General features: G+C 73.2%; 19 protein-coding genes. 10 read left to right on the top strand and 9 right to left on the bottom strand.

From position 1 onward, the window contains the following. Nucleotides 1-10: 10 nt before the first annotated feature. Complete coding sequence (locus ABZX65_RS22395; protein ID WP_355342698.1) at nucleotides 11-238, bottom strand: hypothetical protein; 228 nt, start codon at nucleotides 236-238, stop codon at nucleotides 11-13. A 587-nt stretch (nucleotides 239-825) separates the two neighbouring features. On the opposite strand from ABZX65_RS22395, the gene ABZX65_RS22390 reads away from it, so the two are divergent. The 6 genes from ABZX65_RS22390 to ABZX65_RS22365 all read left to right on the top strand — a co-directional run bounded on the left by ABZX65_RS22390 (nucleotide 826) and on the right by ABZX65_RS22365 (nucleotide 7,470). Then, complete coding sequence (locus tag ABZX65_RS22390) at nucleotides 826-1,680, top strand: STAS domain-containing protein (protein ID WP_355342695.1); 855 nt, start codon at nucleotides 826-828, stop codon at nucleotides 1,678-1,680. Then, the gene (locus ABZX65_RS22385; protein ID WP_355342692.1) at nucleotides 1,677-2,081 is read left to right on the top strand and encodes an STAS domain-containing protein; all 405 of its coding nucleotides are present in this window, start codon (nucleotides 1,677-1,679) and stop codon (nucleotides 2,079-2,081) included. The genes ABZX65_RS22390 and ABZX65_RS22385 overlap by 4 nt, the downstream gene beginning before the upstream one ends. Beyond that, complete coding sequence (locus ABZX65_RS22380; RefSeq protein WP_355342689.1) at nucleotides 2,078-2,491, top strand: anti-sigma regulatory factor; 414 nt, start codon at nucleotides 2,078-2,080, stop codon at nucleotides 2,489-2,491. Before ABZX65_RS22385 ends, ABZX65_RS22380 begins: the two co-directional genes overlap by 4 nt. Then, nucleotides 2,488-3,801 (top strand): SpoIIE family protein phosphatase, encoded by a 1,314-nt coding sequence (locus tag ABZX65_RS22375; RefSeq protein ID WP_355342686.1) that lies wholly within the window; start codon nucleotides 2,488-2,490, stop codon nucleotides 3,799-3,801. The genes ABZX65_RS22380 and ABZX65_RS22375 overlap by 4 nt, the downstream gene beginning before the upstream one ends. An 8-nt stretch (nucleotides 3,802-3,809) precedes the next feature. Further along, complete coding sequence (locus ABZX65_RS22370) at nucleotides 3,810-5,189, top strand: SpoIIE family protein phosphatase (RefSeq protein ID WP_355342683.1); 1,380 nt, start codon at nucleotides 3,810-3,812, stop codon at nucleotides 5,187-5,189. 319 nt (nucleotides 5,190-5,508) lie between these two features. Continuing rightward, on the top strand, nucleotides 5,509-7,470 hold the full coding sequence (locus ABZX65_RS22365) for a hypothetical protein (RefSeq protein WP_355342680.1): 1,962 nt from the start codon (nucleotides 5,509-5,511) through the stop codon (nucleotides 7,468-7,470). A gap of 254 nt (nucleotides 7,471-7,724) precedes the next feature. Here the strand turns inward: ABZX65_RS22365 and ABZX65_RS22360 are convergent, their stop codons facing one another. From ABZX65_RS22360 to ABZX65_RS22325, 8 genes are read right to left on the bottom strand one after another with little or no spacing between them, the layout of a single operon-like run. Next, nucleotides 7,725-8,789, bottom strand: coding sequence for a hypothetical protein (locus ABZX65_RS22360; protein WP_355342677.1), 1,065 nt, complete (start codon nucleotides 8,787-8,789; stop codon nucleotides 7,725-7,727). Further along, on the bottom strand, nucleotides 8,786-10,039 hold the full coding sequence (locus tag ABZX65_RS22355) for a ring-opening amidohydrolase (protein ID WP_355342674.1): 1,254 nt from the start codon (nucleotides 10,037-10,039) through the stop codon (nucleotides 8,786-8,788). The genes ABZX65_RS22360 and ABZX65_RS22355 overlap by 4 nt, the downstream gene beginning before the upstream one ends. Beyond that, a complete protein-coding gene (locus ABZX65_RS22350; protein WP_355342671.1) occupies nucleotides 10,036-11,475 on the bottom strand; it encodes an amidase in 1,440 nt (479 codons plus the stop codon). Before ABZX65_RS22350 ends, ABZX65_RS22355 begins: the two co-directional genes overlap by 4 nt. Next, entirely contained in the window at nucleotides 11,472-13,124 is a 1,653-nt protein-coding gene (locus ABZX65_RS22345) for an ABC transporter substrate-binding protein (protein ID WP_355342668.1), read from the bottom strand. Before ABZX65_RS22345 ends, ABZX65_RS22350 begins: the two co-directional genes overlap by 4 nt. Then, nucleotides 13,114-14,214 carry an oligopeptide/dipeptide ABC transporter ATP-binding protein gene (locus ABZX65_RS22340; RefSeq protein WP_355342665.1) on the bottom strand — a complete coding sequence of 367 codons (1,101 nt, stop codon included), beginning with the start codon at nucleotides 14,212-14,214 and terminating at the stop codon, nucleotides 13,114-13,116. The genes ABZX65_RS22345 and ABZX65_RS22340 overlap by 11 nt, the downstream gene beginning before the upstream one ends. Further along, a complete protein-coding gene (locus tag ABZX65_RS22335; RefSeq protein ID WP_355342662.1) occupies nucleotides 14,211-15,107 on the bottom strand; it encodes an ABC transporter ATP-binding protein in 897 nt (298 codons plus the stop codon). Before ABZX65_RS22335 ends, ABZX65_RS22340 begins: the two co-directional genes overlap by 4 nt. Then, nucleotides 15,104-16,039, bottom strand: a complete 936-nt coding sequence (locus ABZX65_RS22330) for an ABC transporter permease (RefSeq protein ID WP_355342659.1) — start codon at nucleotides 16,037-16,039, stop codon at nucleotides 15,104-15,106. The genes ABZX65_RS22335 and ABZX65_RS22330 overlap by 4 nt, the downstream gene beginning before the upstream one ends. Continuing rightward, on the bottom strand, nucleotides 16,036-17,133 hold the full coding sequence (locus ABZX65_RS22325) for an ABC transporter permease (RefSeq protein ID WP_355342656.1): 1,098 nt from the start codon (nucleotides 17,131-17,133) through the stop codon (nucleotides 16,036-16,038). Before ABZX65_RS22325 ends, ABZX65_RS22330 begins: the two co-directional genes overlap by 4 nt. 364 nt (nucleotides 17,134-17,497) lie before the next feature. Between ABZX65_RS22325 and ABZX65_RS22320 the strand changes: the two genes are divergently transcribed. Genes ABZX65_RS22320 through ABZX65_RS22305 form a run of 4 tightly spaced genes read left to right on the top strand, consistent with a single transcriptional unit; the run spans nucleotide 17,498 to nucleotide 22,423 of the window. Next, a complete protein-coding gene (locus tag ABZX65_RS22320; RefSeq protein WP_355342653.1) occupies nucleotides 17,498-18,463 on the top strand; it encodes an IclR family transcriptional regulator in 966 nt (321 codons plus the stop codon). Further along, complete coding sequence (locus ABZX65_RS22315) at nucleotides 18,460-19,788, top strand: hypothetical protein (RefSeq protein WP_355342650.1); 1,329 nt, start codon at nucleotides 18,460-18,462, stop codon at nucleotides 19,786-19,788. The genes ABZX65_RS22320 and ABZX65_RS22315 overlap by 4 nt, the downstream gene beginning before the upstream one ends. Continuing rightward, nucleotides 19,785-21,080: a Zn-dependent hydrolase gene (locus ABZX65_RS22310; protein WP_355342647.1), complete on the top strand. Its 1,296-nt coding sequence runs from the start codon at nucleotides 19,785-19,787 to the stop codon at nucleotides 21,078-21,080. The genes ABZX65_RS22315 and ABZX65_RS22310 overlap by 4 nt, the downstream gene beginning before the upstream one ends. Next, the gene (locus ABZX65_RS22305) at nucleotides 21,077-22,423 is read left to right on the top strand and encodes a dihydroorotase (protein ID WP_355342644.1); all 1,347 of its coding nucleotides are present in this window, start codon (nucleotides 21,077-21,079) and stop codon (nucleotides 22,421-22,423) included. The genes ABZX65_RS22310 and ABZX65_RS22305 overlap by 4 nt, the downstream gene beginning before the upstream one ends. Nucleotides 22,424-22,425: the final 2 nt, after the last annotated feature.

Raw genomic sequence — 22,425 nt, 5'->3', positions numbered from 1 at the left:
GACCGTCTCGTCAACTGCCTGACCGAGGTTGGCCCCAGGAGATACCGGTCCCCGACCCGCGGTGCAGGCGGCGGCGCTGTTGCCGTAGAGCGCGGACTGCGAGGCACCGCTCGGCGAGGTCGTAGGTGGTGTGCGGCACCGAGGCGACCGGCTGGGCCTGGTCGGTGTTGGGCGCGACCGGCAGGGTCCGGGTCGCGGAGGGGTAGTACAGCCGGGTCACCGAGTCGCCGGGCCGCACCGGCGGCTGGGCTGATGATCGACGTCGGCTTGTGCGCGGTGTAGCCGAAGGACGTCGTGCGGTTGAGGGTGTCGTTCACCGAGGCCAGGTCCCCGGAGCCGTTGACGGCGTAGGTCACGGTGCGGACCGTAACGTCGGATGCCGTCTGCTTCAGGGGCGCCGTAGCGCCATTGAGCAGATCCCGCGCCCCGCCGACGGCATACGTCTCCGCGAAGAACTTCGGCGTGACCTTCCTCATGACATGACCCGTGTTACCCGGGGAATGGCCGTGCGCGGCCGGAGAAGCGAGGCCGCCCGGCCAGGGGGAGGCGCAATGCGCAGGAGAGGCCGAGGCGCGGGAGGGTCGGCGACGCCGCCTCGTGCTCGGGGGGCGGGGCGTTTTGGCTTCGGCGCCGTCGACCAGAAGGGTTTGACCCGGTTGGTGGGCTTGGCGTCTCTCGTGATCGTCGGTGGTACGGGGGGCGGAAGGGGCGTCGCTTCGTGGGGGAGCGGAGCGGCGGCGCCTCGGGGGATCACCCGGCTGCCTCTCACCCGTATGGCTTAGAGTTCCGCGAGGATCGCTTGATCCCGTTGAGAGAGGATTCCCTGTGGCTGGCAAAGACATCGCTAAGCGTTTGATCGGTCTGCTGTCCGTCCGGGGTGAGGATCTGGCCGCCGAGTGGGCCGACAAGGTGACCGGTTCGCTCGGCGGACGAGTGAGCCGTTCCGAGGTCGAGCGGGAACTCCGGGAGATCTACGCCGCGCTGCTGGCCGCGCTCGGCAGCGGAAGCGTGGACGGGCACGACGAGGCGTTCGGCGAGGTACGTGCGCTGCTGACCGAACTGTCGCGGAACCGGGCCATGCAGGGCTTCGCTCCCACCGAGACCGCCGTGAGCGTGTTCGCGCTCAGGGAGGTCCTGGCGCCGGCGCTGGAGGGCGAGGACAGCGACCCGCAGGCGTACCTGCAGTTCGCCGCGCTGCTGGACACGCTCGGGCTGTTCACCATCGAGGTCTACACCCGTACCCGCGAAGGGCTGATCGCGGCGCAGGCGGAGCAGTTGCTGGAGCTGTCCACCCCGGTCGTGAAGCTGTGGGACGGCGTGGTCGGCGTCCCCCTGGTCGGAACCCTGGACTCGGCGCGCACCATGGTGGTCATGGAGAAGATGCTCCAGGCACTGATCGACACCGGGTCGGAGCAGGCGATCATCGACATCACCGGTGTGCCCGCCGTGGACACCGAGGTCGCCCAGCATCTGCTGAAGACCGTCGTGGCGGCCCGGCTCATGGGCGCCGAGTGCACGATCTCCGGCATCCGCCCGCAGATCGCCCAGACCATCGTGGCGCTGGGCATCGACTTCGGTGACATCGTCACCAAGGCCACGCTGGCGGACGCCCTGCGGCACGCGCTGCGCCGTTCCGGAGTCACGGTCTCCCGTACGGCGCCGCAGGCCGGTGGCCGATGAGCGAGCAGGTACCCGTCCTGCGGATCGGGCAGGTACTTCTGGTCTCGATCCAGACCGACCTCGACGACCAGGCCGTGATGCGACTCCAGGACGACCTCGCCGCCGCGGTGGTGGACACCGGCGCGCACGGGGCGATCATCGATATCACCGCCGTGGAGATCGTCGACTCGTTCGTCGGCCGCATGCTGGCCACCATCGCCAACCTCGCCCGGCTGCTGGACGCCCAGACCGTCGTGGTGGGCATGCGCCCCGCCGTCGCGATCACCCTGGTCGAACTCGGCCTCTCGCTCGGCAACGTACGGACCGCGCTCACCTTGGACAAGGGCCTGCGCATGCTCGAACACGACCGCGTCGGGCACGGCTTCGAAAGCACCGTGCCGGACGCAGCGGCTGACGCATGAACGGCGCCTCCCGTACCCCGGAGGTACTGGAGATCACCGCCACCACCCAGGTCGTACAGGCCCGCCAGTTGGTGCGCGCGCTGGCACAGGAATGCCGGTTCTCCCTGGTGGAGCAGACCAAGCTGATCACCGCGGCCAGTGAACTGGCCCGCAACACCCTCATCCACGGCGGCGGGGGCACCATGACCGCACTGCTGGTGGAGCAGCACGGACGGCGCGGCGTGCGGCTCGTCTTCACCGACGACGGACCGGGCATCGCGGACATCGACCTGGCGATGACCGACGGCTGGACCTCGGACAGCGGAATGGGCCTGGGACTGCCCGGTTCCAAGCGGCTGGTCGACGACTTCGTACTGGAGACGACGCCCGGCGAAGGCACCACCGTCACCATCACCAAGTGGGTCCGATGACGACCCCCGGTTCCCCCGGGCTGGCCGACTGCGAGGACGTGGCCTGGTTCCGCGACCGGCTCGACGCCGCGCGTGGCGCGGCGGCGGCGCTCGGCCGCCGGATCGGCCTGGGCGATCAGCGCACCGCCGAGTTGGTGCTGGCCGTCTCGGAACTGGCGGCCAACATCACCAAGCACGCCGTCGACGGCTCCCTGCTGCTGCGGGTGCTGCGCAGCCACGCCGAGTCCGCGGGGAACGTGGTGGCAGGTGTGGAGGTGATCGCTGTCGACAGCGGTCCCGGCATGGCCGACGTCTCCGCCGCCCTGCGGGACGGGATGTCGACCGCGGGCACGCTGGGCATCGGCCTGGGCGCCGTCCAGCGTCTCGCCGACACCTTCGACATCCACTCCCAACCGGGCGTCGGCACCGTCCAGTTGGCCCGCTTCTGGCCGCGCTCCGCGGCGCCCGCCACGGCCGGGGAACCCGCCGTCGGAGGCATCACCCGCCCGATCAGCGGCGAACAGTCCTGCGGCGACGCGTGGGCCGCGCGTATGGACGCGCGGACAACGGCGCCGCGCGGCCAAGCGCCGACAGCCCCTGACCAGGCCGCCGGCGCACCGCCCAGTTGGTCGGACCTGACCAGCCCCCGTCCCACCGCGGTCAGCGCCGCGGACGCCGGCCTCCGGGCCGGTCCGTGGCCGGGTTCGGGCGGCCGTCCGGCGTCGGCACACGGAGGCGGCCGTCCTGCGCCCGTGCACGGGGGCGGACGTCCGGCGTCGGTGCGCGGAGGCGGACGTCCCGCGCCCGTGCGGGGCGCCGTGCCAGGGCCCGGCGAGGGCCTGCTCGTCATGTCCTGCGACGGACTGGGCCACGGCCCGCTGGCCGCGCTGGCCGCACAGGCGGCCGTCCAGGCGTTCCGCACCGGATCCGGTCATACGCCCGAGCAGGTGATGGAAGAAGTGCACCGCGCGCTACGCGGCACCCGCGGCGCCGCCGTGGCCGTCGCCCGTCTCGAGCCCGACGGGCGGGTGCTGTTCTGCGGCGTCGGAAACATCACCGCGGTCCTGCTCACCCGGACCACCCGCACCACGTTGCTGTCCCACCCCGGCATCGTCGGCCACCAGACGCACCAACTGCGCACCCATGAATACCGCATGCCCGCACAGGGGGCGCTGGTGATGCACTCCGACGGGCTCAGCGAACGCTGGAAAGGCGCCGATCTGGCCGGGATGCTGCACCATCCGCCCGCGGTGATCGCCACGGGGCTGCTGCGCCTGGCCGCGACCCGCCGTGACGACGCCAGCGCAGTGATCGCCAAAGCGGCCCAGTGAGCCCGCCCGTGTCCGACCGCCTCAGCCCGACCCCGCTGCTGGTCACCCCCATCAGGACCGAGCGGGACGTGTTCGCGCTGCGCCGCCACGCCAAGACCATCACCGAGGCGGTCGGCCTGGACAGCCGCGACCAGGTACGTCTGGCCACCGCGGTGAGCGAACTGGGCCGGGACCTGCTCCGCCCCGCGGTGAGCGAACCGGGCCGGGACCTGCTCCGCCCGGCGCCGATGACCGCGGTCTTCAGCATGCGGCAGGAACCACCCGTTCTCCTCACCGTGTTGCAGTGGGGCGACGACCGCGCCCCCAGCCGCGAGTCGCTGACGGCCGTCACCCGGCTGCTGCCCCAGACGCGTTACGAGACCGCCCCCGCCGCTCCCGCGCGGCCCCCGTCAGGCCCCGGCCGCGTCGAGATCGCCTGCCCGATCCCCGAACTCGCCGCCCGCGACCTGAGGATTGAGCAGGTCCGCTCGCTCCTCGCGTCCGCGAGCCCGGCCAGCGCGATCGACGACCTCCAGGCCCAGACCCGCGACCTGATCGCCTCACTCCAGGAAGCACACGCCCAGCGCGACGAACTCGAACGGCTCAACGACGAACTGACCGAGACCAACGCCGGCGTCATGGCCATGTACGCGGAACTCTCCGTCGAGCACAAAGACGTCGTCGAGCGCTACAGCCAGGAACACGAGCTCGCCCTGGCTCTGCAGAGTACGTTCCTGCCCGCCACCCTCCCACAGGTCCCCGGCGCCGAACTCGCCGTGCGCTACCTGCCCTCCGCCACCACGGCCGAGATCGGCGGTGACTTCTACGAAGCCGTCGACACCTCCCGAGGGCTCCTCCTGGCGGTCGGTGACGTGGTCGGCCATTCCCTGCAAGCCGCCATGGTCATGGGCGAACTCCGCCACGCACTGCGCGCCTACGCCGCCCAGGACCACCCCCCGCACGTACTGCTGGAGCAGCTCGACCGCCTCCTGGGTCTTCATCGGCCCGGATGGACCGCCACCGTCTGCATCGCGCTGGTCGAGCCCGGCAACGCCTGCCTGCGTATCGCCAACGCGGGCCATCTCCCGCCGCTGCTCCTCCACCCCGACGGCACCTATCGCTACCTGACCGAACACGGCCCGCTGCTGGGCCTGGGCCTGCCCCATCCCCCCGCCACCGCGCACCCCGTCGAACCCGGCAGCCGACTCCTCATGATCACCGACGGGCTCATCGAGACCCGCGACAGCATCCTGGACAAACGCCTCGAACTCCTCGCCGCCACCGCCGCGGCAGGCCCCCAAGAACCCGACGCCCTGTGCTCGGAACTGCTCGACACCTTCGGCGCCGAGCCCGACGACGACATCATCGTCTTCACCACCCGCCTCACCCCGCCGCCAGCGGAGGGGTGAGTGTCGCCGTCGGCCGTGGTCCTGCCCGGGGCCGTGCCGGGCCGCCGGGTGAGACCCGCCGCACCGCCGGCGATCGACGGTGTCGACGGCCCGTGCCGCCGACTTCGGCGATGACGTGGGGGGCCGTACAGGGTTGCCAGCACCCGGCATCGTGGTCCGTTGCTCCGTCCTGTCATCATGACCACGGCGCGGGAGTGGGGGCGTCGTGGTCCGCATGAGGGCATCCGCGCCATGTGCCTTCCACCGGTGCTGTGCCGCCTCGCTCCGATGTGCGCGAGCATGCCGGGCGCAAGAGCGCTCGCCTGAGACAGGAGCCGTAATGGCACTGAAGATACGCACACCGAAGACTGCCGCCGTGGCGCTCGCCGTCACCGTGGCCGCGGTCTCGTTGGGCACCGCCCTTCCCTCGGCCGCCGCCGGGTACACCGCTTCGGCGGGACCGTGGAGCGCGGCCGTCGCCCTGACCGGAGCGGACGGCCAGCAGTCTCTCATCGATGTCCAGGTGGCCGGTGACGGCGCCGCGTTCGCGCTGTGGCGGGACAAGGCCGCCGGGGCCACCGGTTGGGACTTCCGGACCGCCGTACGGCCTGCCGGAACCACGACATGGAGTGCGCCGCACACCCTGGCGACCGGGCGTGCCGAGAATTCCGCGGCCGTCCTTGCCGTGAGCGCCGACGGACGGGCCGTGGTGTCCTGGCTGGACGGCAGTGGCGCGGACGGTTCGCTGGTCGCCCTGGCCGCGGGCTGGAACCCGGCCACGGCGGCCTGGTCCGCCCCGGCCACCCTCGCCGCCTGGGACGGCCTGGACATGTCCACGCCCCGCCTGGCCGCGGCGGCCGACGGCACCTTCACCGCCGTCTGGGACCAGGGCGACGGGTACCGTAACTACGATGTGAGAACCGCCGCCCTCGCCCCCGGCGACCAGGCGTGGTCCGCACCCCGGACGCTGGCTTCCACCACGACCGGATCCCTCTGGAGCATCGACCTCGCGGTGGCCCCCGGCGGCGCCGCCACCGCGGTCTGGGATGAACTCAACCGTTTCACCGGCGAGCACACGGTCTCCACCGCCACCCGCACCTCGGCCCGGTCCGGTTGGAGCGGTGCCTCCGTGCTGCCCGGCACCGACGCCACGTCAAGCGACGTACAGGTGGCGATGGACGCCAAGAACGCCTCCACCGTGCTGTGGCGCAACGGCGCCAACGACCTCAAATCCGCCACCCGCACCGCTCCTTCGGGTAGCTGGAGCGCAGCTCAGACCGCCGTTTCCGCCATCAACTACAGCGACGGAAGCGAACCGTTGGCCGCGCCCAACGGTGACGTCACCTACGTGTGGACGGGCTGGAGCCCCACCGCCGGTGTCCCCATTGTGCAGACCGTGACCCGTACCGCGAGCACCGGGACCTGGTCGGCGCCGAAGACGCTGTCCACCGGCTACGTGAACTGGCGGGTGGACGCCTCCATCGGCGCTGACGGAACCGTGCAGGTCGTGTGGCCGCAGGTGCCGAGCATCGACAACGGCAACGACCACTACCTCGAGTGGGCGGTGCGCGCCGACGGCACCTGGAGCCAGGCCACCGCTTTGAACAGCACACCTGTCGTCGACGTCCCCAACACCGACGCCCTCGCGGGCGAGGTGGCTGCCGGACCGGACGGCCGGGCCACGGTGCTGTGGCGCAAGGCCGAGTACGTCGGCAGCGGCGGCTACACCTCCCAGGTGTGGTCCGAGGCGCAGACCCTGTTGATGGTCAAGCCACAGATCACCACCAACGCCGCGGTGAGCGGAACGGCCCGAACCGGCTCCACCCTCACCTGCTCCGCCGCCTGGAACGGCACCAACGCCAAGGCCGCCTTGGCCTGGCTGCGCGACGGCGCGGTCATCTCCGGTGCCACCGCCAAGACCCGCGTCCTCACCTCTGCCGACTACGCCCACAAGGTGTCCTGCCGGGTCACGGTCAGCAACGGCGCGGGCTCCGTCGCTTCCACCTCGCCCGCGCGGAAGGTCGAGGTCGGCCCCGCGCTGAAGACCACCACCGCGCCGTCGATCTCCGGCTCCGTCAAGGTCGGTCACAAGCTGACGGCTGCCCGCGGCACCTGGTCGCCGTCCGCCACTTCCTACACGTACCAGTGGAAGCGCAACGGCAAGACCATCAAGGGTGCGACCAAGTCCGCCTACGCCCTGGTGAAGGCCGACCGCGGCCGGAAGATCACGGTCACGATCACGGCCCACCGCAGCGGCTGGACCAACGGCGCGGCCACCACAAAGCCCGTCACCGTGCGCTGACCCGACGCGGGCCGGTACCACCGGCCCGCGTCCGCCGGTCCGGAGCCCGGTCGACTCAGAGGTGGTGGGCCAGCCCCGAGTCGGCATGTCCAGGTGGGCGAACGCCGCGCGCGTCAGCGCCGGAGGCCGGGCGACGCCACGGCGGCGACCGGGGCCGAAGGGTCGGCCTCCGTGCCCGGTCGCCTGCCTCGCTGACCCGCGGGGACGGTGTTCCGTGAGGTGCGCCGCCCGCTGACGGGATCAGCGGGGGCGGTTCAGCCGATGCCGAGGCGGCGCATTGTCAGGCAGGCCAGGGCCACGTCGCAGGCGGCGACGCCCTGGACGATGCCGAGGACCCGCTCGTCGGGGTGCGTGCGGCCGGGGAGGGAGCCGGCGGCGACGGCGGGGAGGGAGCCGGTGAGCCGGGCGTCAAGGGTCCGCGGGGGCAGGCCCGCCGCGAGCCAGGAGGCGACCGAGCCGATCTCCCGGGCGTAGCCGAGATCGTCGACGAAGAAGCGGTCGGCCGTCCCGGTCCCGTGCCCGGTGGCCTCCGGGGCGAGCACGGCTCCCGCGACGCCTCCGCACCCGGCTGCCTCGGCGGCGTCGGGGGCGGGGGCCCGCTTGCCGTACGGCGTCGGCCCAGTCACGATCTCGGCCGCGATCTCCGCGCCGCCGCCGAGGCCGAGAAGCGTGACGCCGGGCCCGAAGTGCCGCGGGTGGACGACGGGTTGGCGGGCCGAGGTGAGGGCGACGACGATGTCCGAGCCCGGTGCGGCGGCGTCCAGGCCGTCGTACGGGGTGAGGGTGGCGCCCGGTGCGACGGGCTGCCGGGCGACGAAGTCGGCGGCGGAGCCGGCCGTGCGCGCCACCACCCGGATCTCCTCCAGCGCGAACGCCTCGGCGAACGCGGCCGGGACGAAGGCGGCGATCTGTCCGGCGCCGACCAGCGTCAGCACCTTGCTGTCGGGCCGGGCCAGCAGCCGCGCGGCGACGGCGGCGGAGGCCGCCGTCCGCAGCCGGTGCAGCCAGGTCTCCTCGACGGCGACCAACGGGCGGCCGGACTCGGTCTCCAGCACCAGGCACCAACTGTTGCGCCCGGCGGTGTGGGTCGGGGTGACCCGCACCCCGGCGACCCCGTACCGGTCGAGCAGCGCGCCCTTGAGGCCGAAGCCCCGCGTGCCGCCGCTCACGCCGAGCCGGGTGATGGTGGGGGCGGACAGGGAGAGCCGGTCGGCGCCGAAGTCGGCGTAGGTGGCCTCGACCACCTCCAGCGCGTCGGCGACGGTGATCACCGACCGTACGTCGGCGTCACCGACCATGGGCAGGGTCGGCAGGCTCATACGGCGCCACCCGCCGGGGAGGCCGCGACGGAAGCCGGTACGCCGCGCGGCGGCACGTCGGTGGCCGGCGCGCCGGAGACGGGCGGCCCGACGATCGCGACGCACAGGCCGCCCCCGTCCGGCGCCTGGTGGACGGAGTTGGCGGAGATGAACATCCGCCCGGTGCCGAGCACCGCTCCCGCCACCCCGCTCATGATCGCCCGGACGTGCTTGTCCGGGTCCAACTGGCTGGTCAGCACGGTGGTCCGGGCGCCACGCAGAGTGCCGTCCCGCCGGTTGCCCGCCTTGATCAGCAGGGCCGCGACCTGTCCCGGCTCCCGTACCGTCCCGTCGGCGGTCAACTCCGCGCCCGCCGCGGCCAGGACGCGGCGGATGCCGGGCGCGTCCAGGACGTCGGCGAGCAGGCCGGAGACGATCCGGAGGTCGCCGCCCGCGCCGGGGCGGTTGCCGAACACCAGGACCTCGACACACGCGGCCTCCGAACTGGAGAAGACCATGGTGCGGCGCGAGTGCAGGGTCAGGTCACGGCCGAAGGCGGCCGGGACGACGTCGGCCCGCTCCACCTCGCCGAGCGCGAGCGCCGCGCCGAGCGCGCCGACCGCCTTGGCCTCGGCGGAGGTGACCCGCATGGGCTCGTCGTGTGCGGTCAGCGGCGTCTTGACGACGGCCAGCGCGACGTCGGCGGGGTCGAGACCCGCGTCCGCGACGGCCTCCGCGACGGCCTGCTCGGCCAGCGCGACGTGTTCGGCCGAGCCGATCTCGGAACCGCGGATCCGGCGGCTGCGCCCTATGCCCACGCAGAGCGTGCCCGCTGGGCCGGGCGCCCCGCGAGGAGCCGGGGCCGCCTCCCCGCCGGTGGACTCCGCGTCGTCCGTCACGGCAACGGCACCCGCGCCGTCCGTCACGGGAACGGCCTCTGCGGCACCCGAACCGTCCGAGCCGTCCGCGTCGTCCGCGTCGTCCAGCTCGACGACGAGATAGCCGAACGGCGTCATCGCCCCCTCGGCGCCCGTGGAGTGTAGGAACACCGAGCGTTCCAGCAGGTCCCCGCCGCCGTGCGCGAGCACGGCCTCCCGGGCCCGCCAGGACGCGAGTTCGCGTGAGAAGTCGTTGGTCTCGGCGCTGCCCTCGGTCTTCACCAGCAGAGCGAGCCGCCGTATCCGTGCCGGGTCGTGGGCGCTGAGCACAGCCACCAGCCCGTCGGTGTCACCGGGCCCCGCGGTGTCGAAGGAGTCGATCCTGACTGTCATGCTCGGGCGCCTTTCGGAAGGGGGGCGGCGACAGCCGGCCAGCGGTCGGCCCAGCCGTACGCGGCCTCGTAGTCGGATGCGAGGTCCAGCAGCGCCCGGTCCGCGCCGTACGGGCCGACGAGCTGGAAACCGATCGGCAGGCCGGCCGGGGACGGCGGTCCCGGCAGGCTGAGAGCGGGCACACCGGTGGCGTTGGCGATGCCGGTGAACACCCGCTGGTAGGGCGGGGCGAGCTGGTCGGCGGCCCAGGGCATCGCCCCGGCGACCGGGGTGAGCAGCAGGTCGGTGCCGGTGAAGAAGTCGGCGAGCTGCGCGAACAGGTCACGGAAGGCGTCGAGCGCGTCCACGTAGTCCGCGGCGCTCAACGAGCGGCCGTGCTCGACCATCGGCGGGTAGATGTCGCCGACCGCCGCGCGCCAGTCCGGGTGACGGCGCATCAGCCAGGCCAGGCCGGTGGTGCCGATGGTCCGCCAGTGGGTGTCGAACCGGCCGAAGTCGAAGGGCACTTCGCCGGTCTCCACCCGGTGGCCGAGCGTGCTGAGCCGGTCGGCCGCGGCCGTCAGCGACGCGGTGATCTCCGGTTCGACCGGATAGTCGCCGAACCGCCCCACCATCCTGATCCGCAGCGGCCGGCCGCGGAAGGCGGGGCCGTCCGGCACACCGAGCGAACGGCGGTCCCGCGCGTCGGGCCCGGCCACCGCCCCGAGCAGCGCGGACAGGTCCGCCACCGTACGGGCGGCTGGTGCGATCACCTCCAGGTCGTGCAGCACGGTCGGCAGGCCGTCGAGCCGGGCGACCCGGCCCAGCGTCGGCTTGAGCGCGACCAGCCCGCAGTACCCGGCCGGCCAGCGGATCGAGCCGCCGCCGTCGGTGCCCAGCGCCACCGGCCCGACGCCCGCGGCCACCGCCGCCGCGCCGCCGCCGGTGGACGCGCCGGTGGTGAGCGCGGGATTCCACGGGTTGCGGGTGGTGCCGTGCAGCAGGGTGCTGACATTGCCGAGACCGAGGGTGAACTCCGAGACATTGCTCTTGCCGAGGATCACCCAGCCGCCGGCCCGCAGCCGTCCGACGCACAGTTCGTCGCGCTCCGGGGTGCGGTCGGCGTAGAGCCGGCTGCCCCAGGCGCAGGGCATCGCGGCCACCGGGATGTTGTCCTTGACCGTGAGCGGCACGCCGTCGTACGCGCTCAACGGGGTTCCCGCGCGCCACCGTTCACCGCTGGCGGCGGCGGACCGCCGGGCGGCGTCGAAGGCGCGGTGGGCGAAGACGTTCAGACGCCGGTCGACCTGCTCGGCGTGCTCGACCACCGCTTCCAGCACTTCGGCGGGCGTGGCCGAGCCTTCGGCGTAGGAGGCGGCGAGTTGCCGCGCCGAGCGGCGCCACAACGGCTCGGAGCCGGACTCCCCGGTCGACGGCCCGGCCTGCCCGGCCGTCACTTCTTGGGCTCCAGCGTCCAGTAGAGGGTGACGGGCTCCGGGGTGAAGGTCAGGCCGGACACCCCTGAGGCGCTGACCAGGGTGCGGCCGGTGACCACCAGCGGCAGGAACGCGGCGTCCTGCGCGGCGAGTTGCTGGATCTTCTCGTACGCCTGGTCACGCGCAGGGCTCGGCGCCGCCATGGCGAACTCGCCCTGGAGCCGGTCGATCTCCGGGATGCTGGTGCGGGAGAAGTTCACGACCCCGCCGGTCACGGTCCACAGCTTCACCGGGGTCTTGGCGTCCTCCACGTACGTCGACAGCGTGGTGAGCACCATGCCGTCGTCGGCGCTGCCGCCGGTCTTGGCGGTGGCGCGGCCGATGATCGAGGTGATCAGCGCGGCCGAGGTCTGCGGTTGCAGGGTGACGTCGACGCCGATCGGCTTGAGCGCGCTCTTGATGAGCTGGGCGGCGGTCGCGAAGTCGGTGTTCTCGCTGGGGTAGCGGAGCTTGGTGGAGACCGACGGATTCCCGGCCTGCGCCATCAGGCTCTTGGCCTTCGCGGCGTCGCCGTAGTCCTTCCAGGCGGCGCTGTAGCCGGGGGCGCCGGCGGAGACGTAGGAGTCGGCACGCTCGGCCTGGCCGTAGTAGACGTTCTTCACCAGCGCGTCGTACGGGAGTGCCTCGGCGACGGCGCGCCGCACCAGCGGGTCCTTGAACGGGCCCGCGTCGGAGGCGAGTTGGAGGTAGAGGTAGCTGGAGGTGTTGGCGTGCTGGACGTTGAAGCCGGCCGACTTCAGCGAGGTCGCGTCCCGGGGGCTCAGGCCGTACTGGGCGATGTTGACGCTGCCGCCGCGCAACAGGCCCGCCACATTGCCGTCGTTGACGACGCGCAGTGTCACGGCGGAGAACTTCGGTGCGTTCAGGGCCGCGCCGGGCACCGCCGCGAGGTTCAGCGACTGGCCGGTCTGCCGGCTCTTGACGTAGTACGGGCCGCTGCCCGCCACGTGGCTCTTCAGCCACTCGGCGGCGATCGGGTCGGACGGGCCGGCGTTCTTGAGGGCGGCGGCGGAGTCGATGACGCCGTACCAACAGGTGCGCAGCGTGGCGATGTTGACCTCGCTGGCCTTGATCGGTTTGCCCGCGCTGTCCTGGTAGCGAATGGCGACGTGGGTGGCGTCGGGGGCGGTGATCTGGGCGGCGTCGAAGATACCGCTGTTGTTCAGCTCGACGGCGCCGTTGAGCTTCAGCGCCCGCTGGAGCGACCAGACGGCGTCCTTGGCGGTGACCGGGTTGCCGCTGGGGTAGAACTTCAAGCCGTCGCGGAGAGTGAAGGTGACGGTGTCCCCGGCGATGGTCCAGGAGGAGGCGAGGGCGGGTGCGGCGGCGAGGCCGTTGGAGGCGGAGTGGCCGCCCTGGGCCGTGGTCTTGTAGCCCACCAGGTTCTGGTAGACGTTCATCGCCAGCTCTTTGTCCTGGTCGGTGTTGACGTTGCCCGGGTCCATGGTGGAGATGTCGCTCGGCCAGGCGGCGACCAGCGCCGCGGGCGGTTTGGCGGCGCTCTGTCCGGTGGTGCCTGCCGAGGACGAACAGGCCGTCAGGACGGCGGCGACCGCGACCGCGGCCGTACCGGCCAACAGCCGGGCGCGCCGCGGAGATCTACTGGTCATCTGAGTCTTGCCTCTCTCTTCGCGCGGCCGAGAGGTCGGCGCTGACCTGTCGGTGGGTGATGGGGCAGGCGGCGTCGTGCGTGCCGCCGAAGGACAGTTGCGGGGGCCTTCCGGCCGTGCAGGACCCCTCCGCCAGCGGGCAGCGGGGGGCCAGCGCGCAGCCGGCGGACAGGTCGAAGGGGCCGGGGTTCTCGCCGCTGAGCCGGATGGCGCGGGTGTGGCCGCCGTACGCGGCGACCGGGGCGGCGTCCAGCAGCGCGCGGGTGTAGGGGTGAGCGGGACGGCGCAGCACCTCCTCGGTGGTGCCGGACTCCACGACCCGGCCCACGTACATCACCTGCACGCGGTGCGCGATCCGGCGTACGGCCTGGAGGTCGTGCGAGATCAGCAGGTAGGCGATGCCGGTCTCGCGCTGGAGGCGGGCCAGCAGGTCCAGCACGACGCCCCGGGTGGAGGCGTCGAGCGAGGCGGTGGGCTCGTCGAGGATGACGGCCCTGGGCTGGACGGCCAGCGCGCGGGCGATGCCGATCCGCTGCCGCTGGCCGCCGGAGAGCGCGGCCGGCCGCCGGTCCAGGAGGTCCTCGGACAGCTCAACTGAGGCCAGCAGCTCACGGATTCGGGCCTCGCGCCGCGGCGCGGGCATTCGCAGGTGCAGCCGCAGCGGCTCGTCCAGGATCGAGCGGATCTTCTGCCGGGGGTCGAGGGAGGAGCGGGGGTCCTGGAAGACCATCTGCACGTCCCGGTACACCTCGCGCCGGTCGCGGAAGGACGACAGCGGGCGCCCGGCGACGGTCACCCGGCCCGCGGCCGGTTCGACCAACCGCAGGATCGACCGGGCCAGCGTGGACTTGCCCGAGCCGCTCTCTCCGACGATGGCCAGCGTCTCGCCCGGCCGCAGCACCAGGTCCACGCCGTCCACGGCGCGCAGGGTGTGCCGCAGGCCCCGGCTGCGGACGGTGAACTCCGTCCGGAGGCCGTCCACTTGGAGGACCGGTTCGGACCCGGCCGGGGCGGACGCGCCGACGGCGGCCGAGTCGGCGGCGGAGGCTTTGACTGAGGCGGAAGAAGCGGGTACGGCGGACGAGGTCATGACGGCCTCCCGGAGTCGTCGTCAACGCGGTTGGCGGCCAGCAGGAGTTGGGAGTAGTCGGCCTGCGGAGCCCGGAAGAAGTCCTCGGCGGCGGTCTGTTCGATCACCGTGCCGCCCCGCATCACCACCACCCGGTCGCAGGTCTCGCCGACGACGCCCAGGTCGTGGGTGACCAGGCACACGGTGAGCCCGTCCTGCCGGGCCAGCTCCACGACAAGTTCCATCACGTCGGCCTGGGTGGTGACGTCCAGCCCGGTGGTCGGCTCGTCCAGCAGCATCATCCGGGGGCGGCACAGCAGTGCCATCGCGATCATCGCCCGCTGCGCCATGCCGCCGGAGAACTGGTGCGGGTACTGCGCCATCCGCCGCACGGGATCGGGGATCCGGACGCGTGCCAGCGTCTCGGCCACCAGTGCGCGGCCCGCGCGTTTGCCGAGGCCGTGGTGGAGCCGGGCCACGTCGGTGAGCTGGCGGCCGACGGTGAGCACCGGGTTGAGCGAGGAGCGGGCGTCCTGGAAGACCATCGCGATCTGGCCGCCGCGCAGTCCGCGGTAGCCGGCCTCGTCCAGGCCCAGCAGTTCCTTCCCGTCGAAGCGGATGGAGCCCTCGACGGCCAGCCGGGGCGGGCACAGTCCCATCACGGTGAGCGCGGTCAGCGACTTCCCGCTGCCGGTCTCGCCGACGATCGCGGTGATCTGCCCGCGCGGCAGCTCGAAGTTCACATCGCGCAGCACCTGGACGGCGCGCGCCCGGTCGCCGTGCCCGGAGCGGAAGGCGCCGGACAGGCCGGCCACGGTGAGCAGCGGGACGCCGGGGTCGGCGCCGGACGCGTTCCCGGCTCCGTCGGCCAGGGGCGCGGGCGGCTGTACGGCCGCGCCGGAGGTGGCGCTCATCGGTCGTCCTCCCGTTCCAGCAGGCCGTCGCCGAGCAGGTAGAAGGCGGCGGCGAGCAGCAGAATGCAGACGCCGGGGAACAGCGAGATCCAGTACGCGTCCGGGGAGTCCTTGCCGCCCGCGATCATCGAGCCCCACTCCGGGCTGCCGGGTTCGATCCCGACGCCGACGAAGCCGAGGCTGGAGACCACGATCGCCACCCAGGCGGCGTTGACCGCCGCGTAGGACACCAGCGGGGTCAGGCCGTTGGGCACCAGGTGCCGGGCCAGGACACGCCGTCCGCTGTTGCCCGCCAGCACGGCGGCCTCGGCGAACTCCCACGACTTGCGGCCCTTGACCTCCGCGCGCAACAGCCGCAGATAGCCGGGCAGTCCGACGAAGGCGACCACGACGATCACATTGGCCAGGCCCGAGCCGAGCGTGGTGACCAGCAGCAACGCCAGCAGCAGCGCGGGGAAGGACTGGAGGATCTCGGTGACCCGCATGATCACCGCGTCCGCCCAGCCGCCCCAGTACCCGGCGACCGCGCCGAGCAGGCTGCCGATCACGAAGGCGATGGCGACCGCCACCAGGGTCAGCCACAGGTCGGTCCAGGTGGCGGCGAGCGTCTTGGAGAAGACGTCGGACCCCGCCTGGTCGGTGCCGAACCAGTGCTTCCCGCCCGGGGACTGGTACGGCAGCCCCACGCCGGGCTGCTCGGGGTCGTACGGCGTCCAGATCCTGCCGACCGCGGCGGCCACCAGCAGCACGGCCATCAGGCCGAGGCCCAGGCGTACGGTCAGCGAGTCGGCGCCGCCGGCGCCGGGCAGCAGGCGGGTCAGCCGACGGCCGGACGGGCGCCGGTCCTGGTCCGGGCCGCCGGGCCCCGCGGGCGGGCCCGCTGAGGGGGCGGCGGTCAGGTCGGCGGAGGGCACGGGGGCCGGGGCGGTCATGAGCGGATCCTCGGGTCGGCCAGCGAGTAGGCGAGATCGACCAGTGCGTACAGGGCGACGTATACGACGGCCGCGTAGAGCACGAAGCCCTGGAGCGCGGGGAAGTCGGACTGCTGGACGGCGGTCAGCGCGTACTGGCCGATGCCCGGCCAGCCGAAGACCCCCTCGACCAGCACCGCGCCGGTGAAGGCGAAGGCGACGCCGCCGGCGATCATGGTGATCACCGGGAGCAGCGCGTTGCGGAGCGCGTAGCTGCGGTAGATACGGGACCGGCTGAAACCGTAGGCGTGCGCGGTCCTGACGTATTCGCTGCGCAGCGCCTCGACCATGCCGGACCTGGCCACCCTGGTGATGGGGGCGAAGATGCCGCAGACCAGGACGACGCAGGGCAGCACCAGTTGGAGCAGGGCCTGCCGGACGGTGTCCCACTGCCCGGCCAGCAGCCCGTCGATGACGTAGCTGCCGGTGACGCCGGGCGGCGGCGCCAGGCCCGCGGGCAGTCGGCCGATGGGTCCCGGCAGGATGCCGAACCGGACGAAGAACAGCGACAACAGCACCAGGCCGAGCCAGAACTGCGGCATCGCGAGCGCCGCCACGGTGACCACCCGGATCGCGTGGTCGGCGGCCTTGCCCCGGCGGACCGCGCTGATCACGCCGAGCGCGGTGCCGAGCAGGACGCCGATGATCAGGGCGGGTACGGCCAACTCCAGCGTGGCGGGGAGCCTGCTGGTCAGGTCGGCGCTGACGGCGCGGCCGGTGCCGAAGGACGTACCGAGGTCGCCGTGCAGCAGATCGCGCAGGTAGATGAGGTACTGGCGAGGGATGCTGTGGTCCAGGCCGAGGGAGGACCGCACCTGGGCCCGGACCTCCTCGCTCGCCCCGGGCGGTACCAGCAGGCCCGTCGGGTCCGGCGCCACGACGCGGGCCACGACGAACGTGAAGGTGACCACGCCCCAGACGACCAGCACCGCGCCGCCCAGTTTGCGGGCGACCAGCAGCAGGGCGCCTCGTGGCAGCAGGCCACGGGACGGGGACCGGTTCGGCGGCCTGGCGGCGGCCGGAGGTACGGCCACCTCGATGTCGGAGACGGTCATCAACCCCCCTTCCCTTATTTCCGTGAGACGGAAACGAATATTCCGCACTGCGGATTCGACAGTATTGGAAGGCCCCGGTCCGGCTGTCAAGGGTTTCGTGCCCGATGACCTTGCGAATCGGCATTCCCGCTGCGCAGTCTGAGGAAGTGTCATTGACAGGGGGCCGGTGAGGCTCCGATACTCCAGTGGTGCGGAGCCGATATGTTGATTCCGTGTTACGGAATGACTCTCGCCGACACCTCAGCGGTAACGGCGGGGAAATCCAAGGGATCCAGTGGCGACCAGCGGGACGGACGCGACCTGCGCGACGATGCGATCCAGGCGATCTGCGGGATCAACGGGATCAACGGGATGGGGACACCTCATGAAGAAGACCGGCGCCCAGCGACCACGGTCTGACAAGTCCGGTGCGGAGACGGCGGGTTCGGACAAGCCGGGTCCGGAGCGGTCGGGCGCAGACAAGCCGATGCACGTGGTGGTGCGGGCCCTGTCGGTGCTCACCCACCTGTCCGCGTACCGCCAGGGCCTCACCCTCCAGCAGCTCCACCAGCAACTGGAGATCCCCGTCGGCAGCATGCACCGGGTGATGAGCACCCTGGAGCACACCGGCTTCGTCAGCCGGTCGCCCACCACCAAGCGGTACGTGCTCGGCCCCAACGCGCTCGAACTCGGCCATGTCGAGGACTACGAGCCGTTCGTGATCCAGCCGCCCTCTGCGCTGGTGGAGGCCGAACGGCGGTGCGGGGAGAGCGTGGTGCTCACCCAGTTGATCGACGGCCGGGTGGTCGCGGTGTCCATCGCGGGCACCAAGCGCCCGCTGCGGCTGTTCGTCAGGCTCGGCCAGGAGGTGCCGCTGCACGCCGCCGCCTCGGCCCGCGCGATCCTCGCCTACCAGGACCCGGCCTTCGTCGAGACGCTGCTGTCGTCCTACCCCCGCGCGTCCTTCACCTCCGGCACCGTCCGGGAGATCAACCGGCTCATCGACCACCTCGCCGTGGTCCGCCAGCGGGGCTTCGACGTGTGCGACAACGAACTCGACGAGGGCGTCTGGGCGGTCTCCGCGCCGGTCCGCAGCGGTCCGTCCGGACGGGTCAGCTCGGCCGTCACCGTCTGCGCGGCCTGGTCGCGGGTCGCCGATCCGGCCGACCGTGCGGTCAAGGCACGGATCGTGCTGGACGCGGCGCAGGCGCTGTCGCGCGAGCAGGGGTACGAGCGGCCCTTCGCGCCGAACCCGACCCAGGAGCAGCTCGTCGCACTGATGCAGGCCGACAGCACGTCGCCGGACGTCTTCGTCCCGCGGCCCTCCTTCGCGGGAGGGGACCGGCCATGACGGCGGAAGCGGGAGCCGGGGCGGGGGTCGGGGCGGTCTCCACGGCGCCGGCGGTCGCGGCGGCCGGGGCGGAGGCGGTCGCATCGCGCGGCGTGGCGGAAAGCCGGTCGCGGGTCGGAGCCCGGGTGCTTCCCGGTCTCGACCGGGCCCCGGGAGTGCTGGCGGACGAGCTGGCCGGGGACCTGGCCGCGGCCGGGTACGCCGCAGGTGACGCCGCCGCCGGTGACACTGTCGGCGACCGGGGGAGTGGCTCGGGCTGGCTGGACCGGCCCGCGCTGCTGCGCCGGCTCGCCGCCGCCCTGGCCGCCGAAGTCCCCGCCACCGCCGACCGGTTGGTGGCGGCGGGGCCCGGCGCCCAGGCTCTGGGCGCGGCTGTGTCGCTGGAGACGGGACTGCCGTTCGCGGCCCTCGTCGCGGGCGCCCCGCCGTTCGGCGTGATCCACCCGGGCGAGACGGTCGTCGTGATCGCCGTCGACGCCGCCTCGGCCGCCGGAGCGCTGCCGCTGCTGCGCGAGGCCGGGGCCCTGCCGCACAGCGCGGCCGTGGTGGTCGCGCCGTCCGGGGAACCGCCCGCCGGCCTCGGCCTCCACACCGCCCTCGTACGGCGGACGGCGACCGGTTACGCACCCGTCGGGCCTCTCGGCCCGCTCGAAGTGGTCATCCCCGCAGGCCCCGCAGGCCCCGCAGGCCCCGCAGCCCTCGCCGGACCCGCCGGACCCGCCGGCCCCGCCGGCCCCGCACCGAGACCCACCGCCCGGCAGGAGAACCGTACGACCCGACAGGAGAGCGCCATGCCCACCAGCCCCCTTCCGCATCCCCCCGCCCCGCCGGCCCCGGCCGCCAAGTCCCCCGCGGAGCCCGCGGATTCGACGACGGGCGCCGGTGCCGCTCTGCTCGCCGACGACCCCGCCACCGTGGAACGGGCGGGCGCGGCGCTGGCCGAACTGGCCGCCCGCTACCGCCCCGAGGCCGTCGTGAGCTGGAACGCGACCGCCGACGTACTGCTCGCCCATGTGGTCGCCCACACCCTCGGGCTGCCGCGCCGGGTCGTGGTCGAGGACCTCGGACGGCTGATCGTGGAGGACGTGCTGCCCGGCGAACGCACGGTCGTGGTCGCCCGGGGCGGCGTCGACAGCGGCGGCCCCGGAGCCGAACTCGCGCCGCTGGTAAGGGCGGTGACCGGTCACGGCGGCCGGGTCGTCGCCGTCTGCTCGCTCGCCCCGCTCCTCGGGGCGGCCCCCGACGGCGTGGACGTGGTCAGCCCCGGGAACGGCGGAGCCGACCGTGACAACGGCCGCACCGGCCACGACAGGGACGAAGCGTGAGCACCGGGACGGCCCAGCCGGCGACCGCCGACCTGCTCGACGGGGTCGACCTCGGGCGGATCGACGCTCATCTGGCGGGCTTCGCCGCGCTCACCGAACCGGGGCCCGGCTGCACGCGCCTGGCGTACAGCCCGCTGGAACGCCAGGCGCACGCGGTGTTCGCCGCCCACATGACGGCCCTCGGGCTGACGGTCACCACCGACCACGCGGGCAACACCGTGGCGGAACTGCCGCCCACCGGGCCGAACACGGGCTCCGGCGACGCACGCGCGCTGGGCACCGGCTCACATCTGGACACCGTGCCGCAGGGCGGCGGCTTCGACGGCATCGTTGGCGTCGTCGCGGCCATGGAAGTCGCCGAGATCGTGGTCCGGCAGGAGGCCGCGCACCGTCGACCGTGGCGGTTCGTGGCGTTCGCGGCCGAGGAGGGCGCGCGGTTCGGGCAGGCGTGCAACGGCAGCCGGATGGCGGCCGGGCTGACCGGCGCGGCGGATCTCGCGGGGCTCACCGACCGCGACGGCGTGACGATGGCCGACGCGATGGCCGCAGTCGGGCTGCGGCCGGACCTGGTGGACGCGTCGCGCTGGCGGCCCGAGGAGTGGTTCGCCTTCGTCGAACTCCACATCGAGCAGGGCGAGGTGCTGCGGTCGCAGGGGGTCGACCTCGGCGTGGTCGACGTGATCTCCGGCAGCACCCGGCTGCGGGTGCGGGCCGAGGGACGCGCCACCCACTCCGGCGGCACCCCCATGCACCTGCGGCGCGACGCCCTGGTGGCCGCCGCCGAGTGCGTGGTGCTGGGCGACCGGCTCGCCCGCGACCCCCGGCACCACGGCGTACGGGTCACCGTCGGCCGGCTCCGCGTCGAGCCCGGCTCGATCACCACGGTCCCGGGGTCGGTCGAGTTCTTCGTCGACGTACGCGACGTGGACTCCGTCCGCCAGCGCGACACCGCCCGTACCCTGGCCGCCGAGTTCGCCGCGCTGGCCCGAGACCACGGGGTCGCGCTCACCACGGAGGTCATCGCCGATACCTCACCGGTCATCCTGCCGGGCTGGGTCGCCGACCACATCCGCCATGCCTGCGCCTCCCTGGGCCTCCCGTACCGCGTCCTGCCCAGCGGCGCCAGCCACGACGCGCAGCAGATCGCCCATGTCATCCCGACCGGCCTGCTCTTCGTCCCCAGCGACGACGGACTCAGCCACGTCCCCGCCGAGTTCACCCCTACGTCCCAGATCGCCTCGGGCGTCCGTGCCCTCCTCGCCGCCCTCCACCGGCTCGACGGCACCTCGTGAACACGACGCCGGAGCACGGGACATGGCGGGTGGAGCGGGTCGGCGTCGCCGGGCGGACGGGGGTCTTCGACCTGACTGTCGAGGACGGGGTGATCCGGTCCGTGGACGCGGTGGCCGGGGAGCCGACAGGCGGGACGCTGCTGCCCGGGCTGGTCGATCTGCACACGCACCTGCGGGAGCCGGGCGGAGAGGAGGCGGAGACGCTGGCGTCCGGGGCCGCCGCGGCGGCGGCCGGAGGGTTCACCGACGTCTTCGCGATGGCGAACACCTCACCGGTGACGGACACCGTCGCGCGGGTACGGGAGGTACGGCGGCGGGCCGGGGGGCTCGGCGTACGCGTCCACCCGGTGGCGGCGGCGACGGCCGGTCTGGCCGGAGAGGCGATCGTGGACGTGGCGGCGTTGGCGGCGGCCGGGGTGACGGTCTTCTCCGACGACGGCAAGTGCGTGAACGACGACAATCTGGTCCTGGAACTGCTGACGGCGATGGCCCGGTACGGCACCGCGTTCGCCCAGCACGCGCAGAGCGCCGCCATCGTCCGCGACGGAGTCGTCAACGCGCCGGTCGCCGCCGGTCTCGGCGTGCCCGGCTGGCCGGGCGCGGGGGAGGAGGCGGTGATCGGCCGGGACCTGGCGCTCGCCGCCGCCACCGGTGGACGGCTGCACATCTGTCATGTCTCCACGGCGGGTTCCGTCGCGCTGGTACGGGCCGCCAAACGCGAGGGCCTGTCCGTGACCGCCGAGGTGACGCCCCATCACCTGATGCTCACCGACACCCAAGCCGCCGAGCGGGGACCGGCGTTGAAGGTCAACCCGCCGCTGCGGTCGGCCACCGACGTGGCCGCGGTGCGCGCGGCGCTGCGCGACGGCACGATCGACGTCGTCGCCACCGACCACGCTCCGCACCCGGCTCGAACGAAGACCTGCTCCTGGCTGAGCGCCGCCTTCGGCCTGACCTCGTTGGAGACGGCGCTGCCGGTGGTGGCCGAGGTGTTCGCGGACCCGGCCACCGGGGCGGTGGACTGGACCGCGGTGGCGCGCGTGATGTCCACGGCCCCGGCCGCGATCGGCCGGATCGCCGACCTCGCAGGCCGCCCGGTCGCGGTCGGCGAACCGGCGACCTTCTGTGTCGTCCGGCCGCAGGCATGGCGGGCCGAGCCCGCCACCTGGCTGAGCCGGTCGGCCAACTCCCCTTTCCACGGCCGGGACTTCGCACACAGAGTCACCCTGACCGTCCTGGAAGGCCGCCACACCCACGGCAGCCTCACCCCCCACCCCGCCACGCCCATGAGCCCGCCGCGACGCAGCAGCCCGCTCGCGGAGCCTCCTTCGTCTCCGCGGTGAGC

Source organism: Streptomyces sp. NPDC003300 (assembly GCF_040610915.1).
Lineage (GTDB): Bacteria > Actinomycetota > Actinomycetes > Streptomycetales > Streptomycetaceae > Actinacidiphila.
This window is presented reverse-complemented; position numbering and strand designations above follow the sequence as displayed.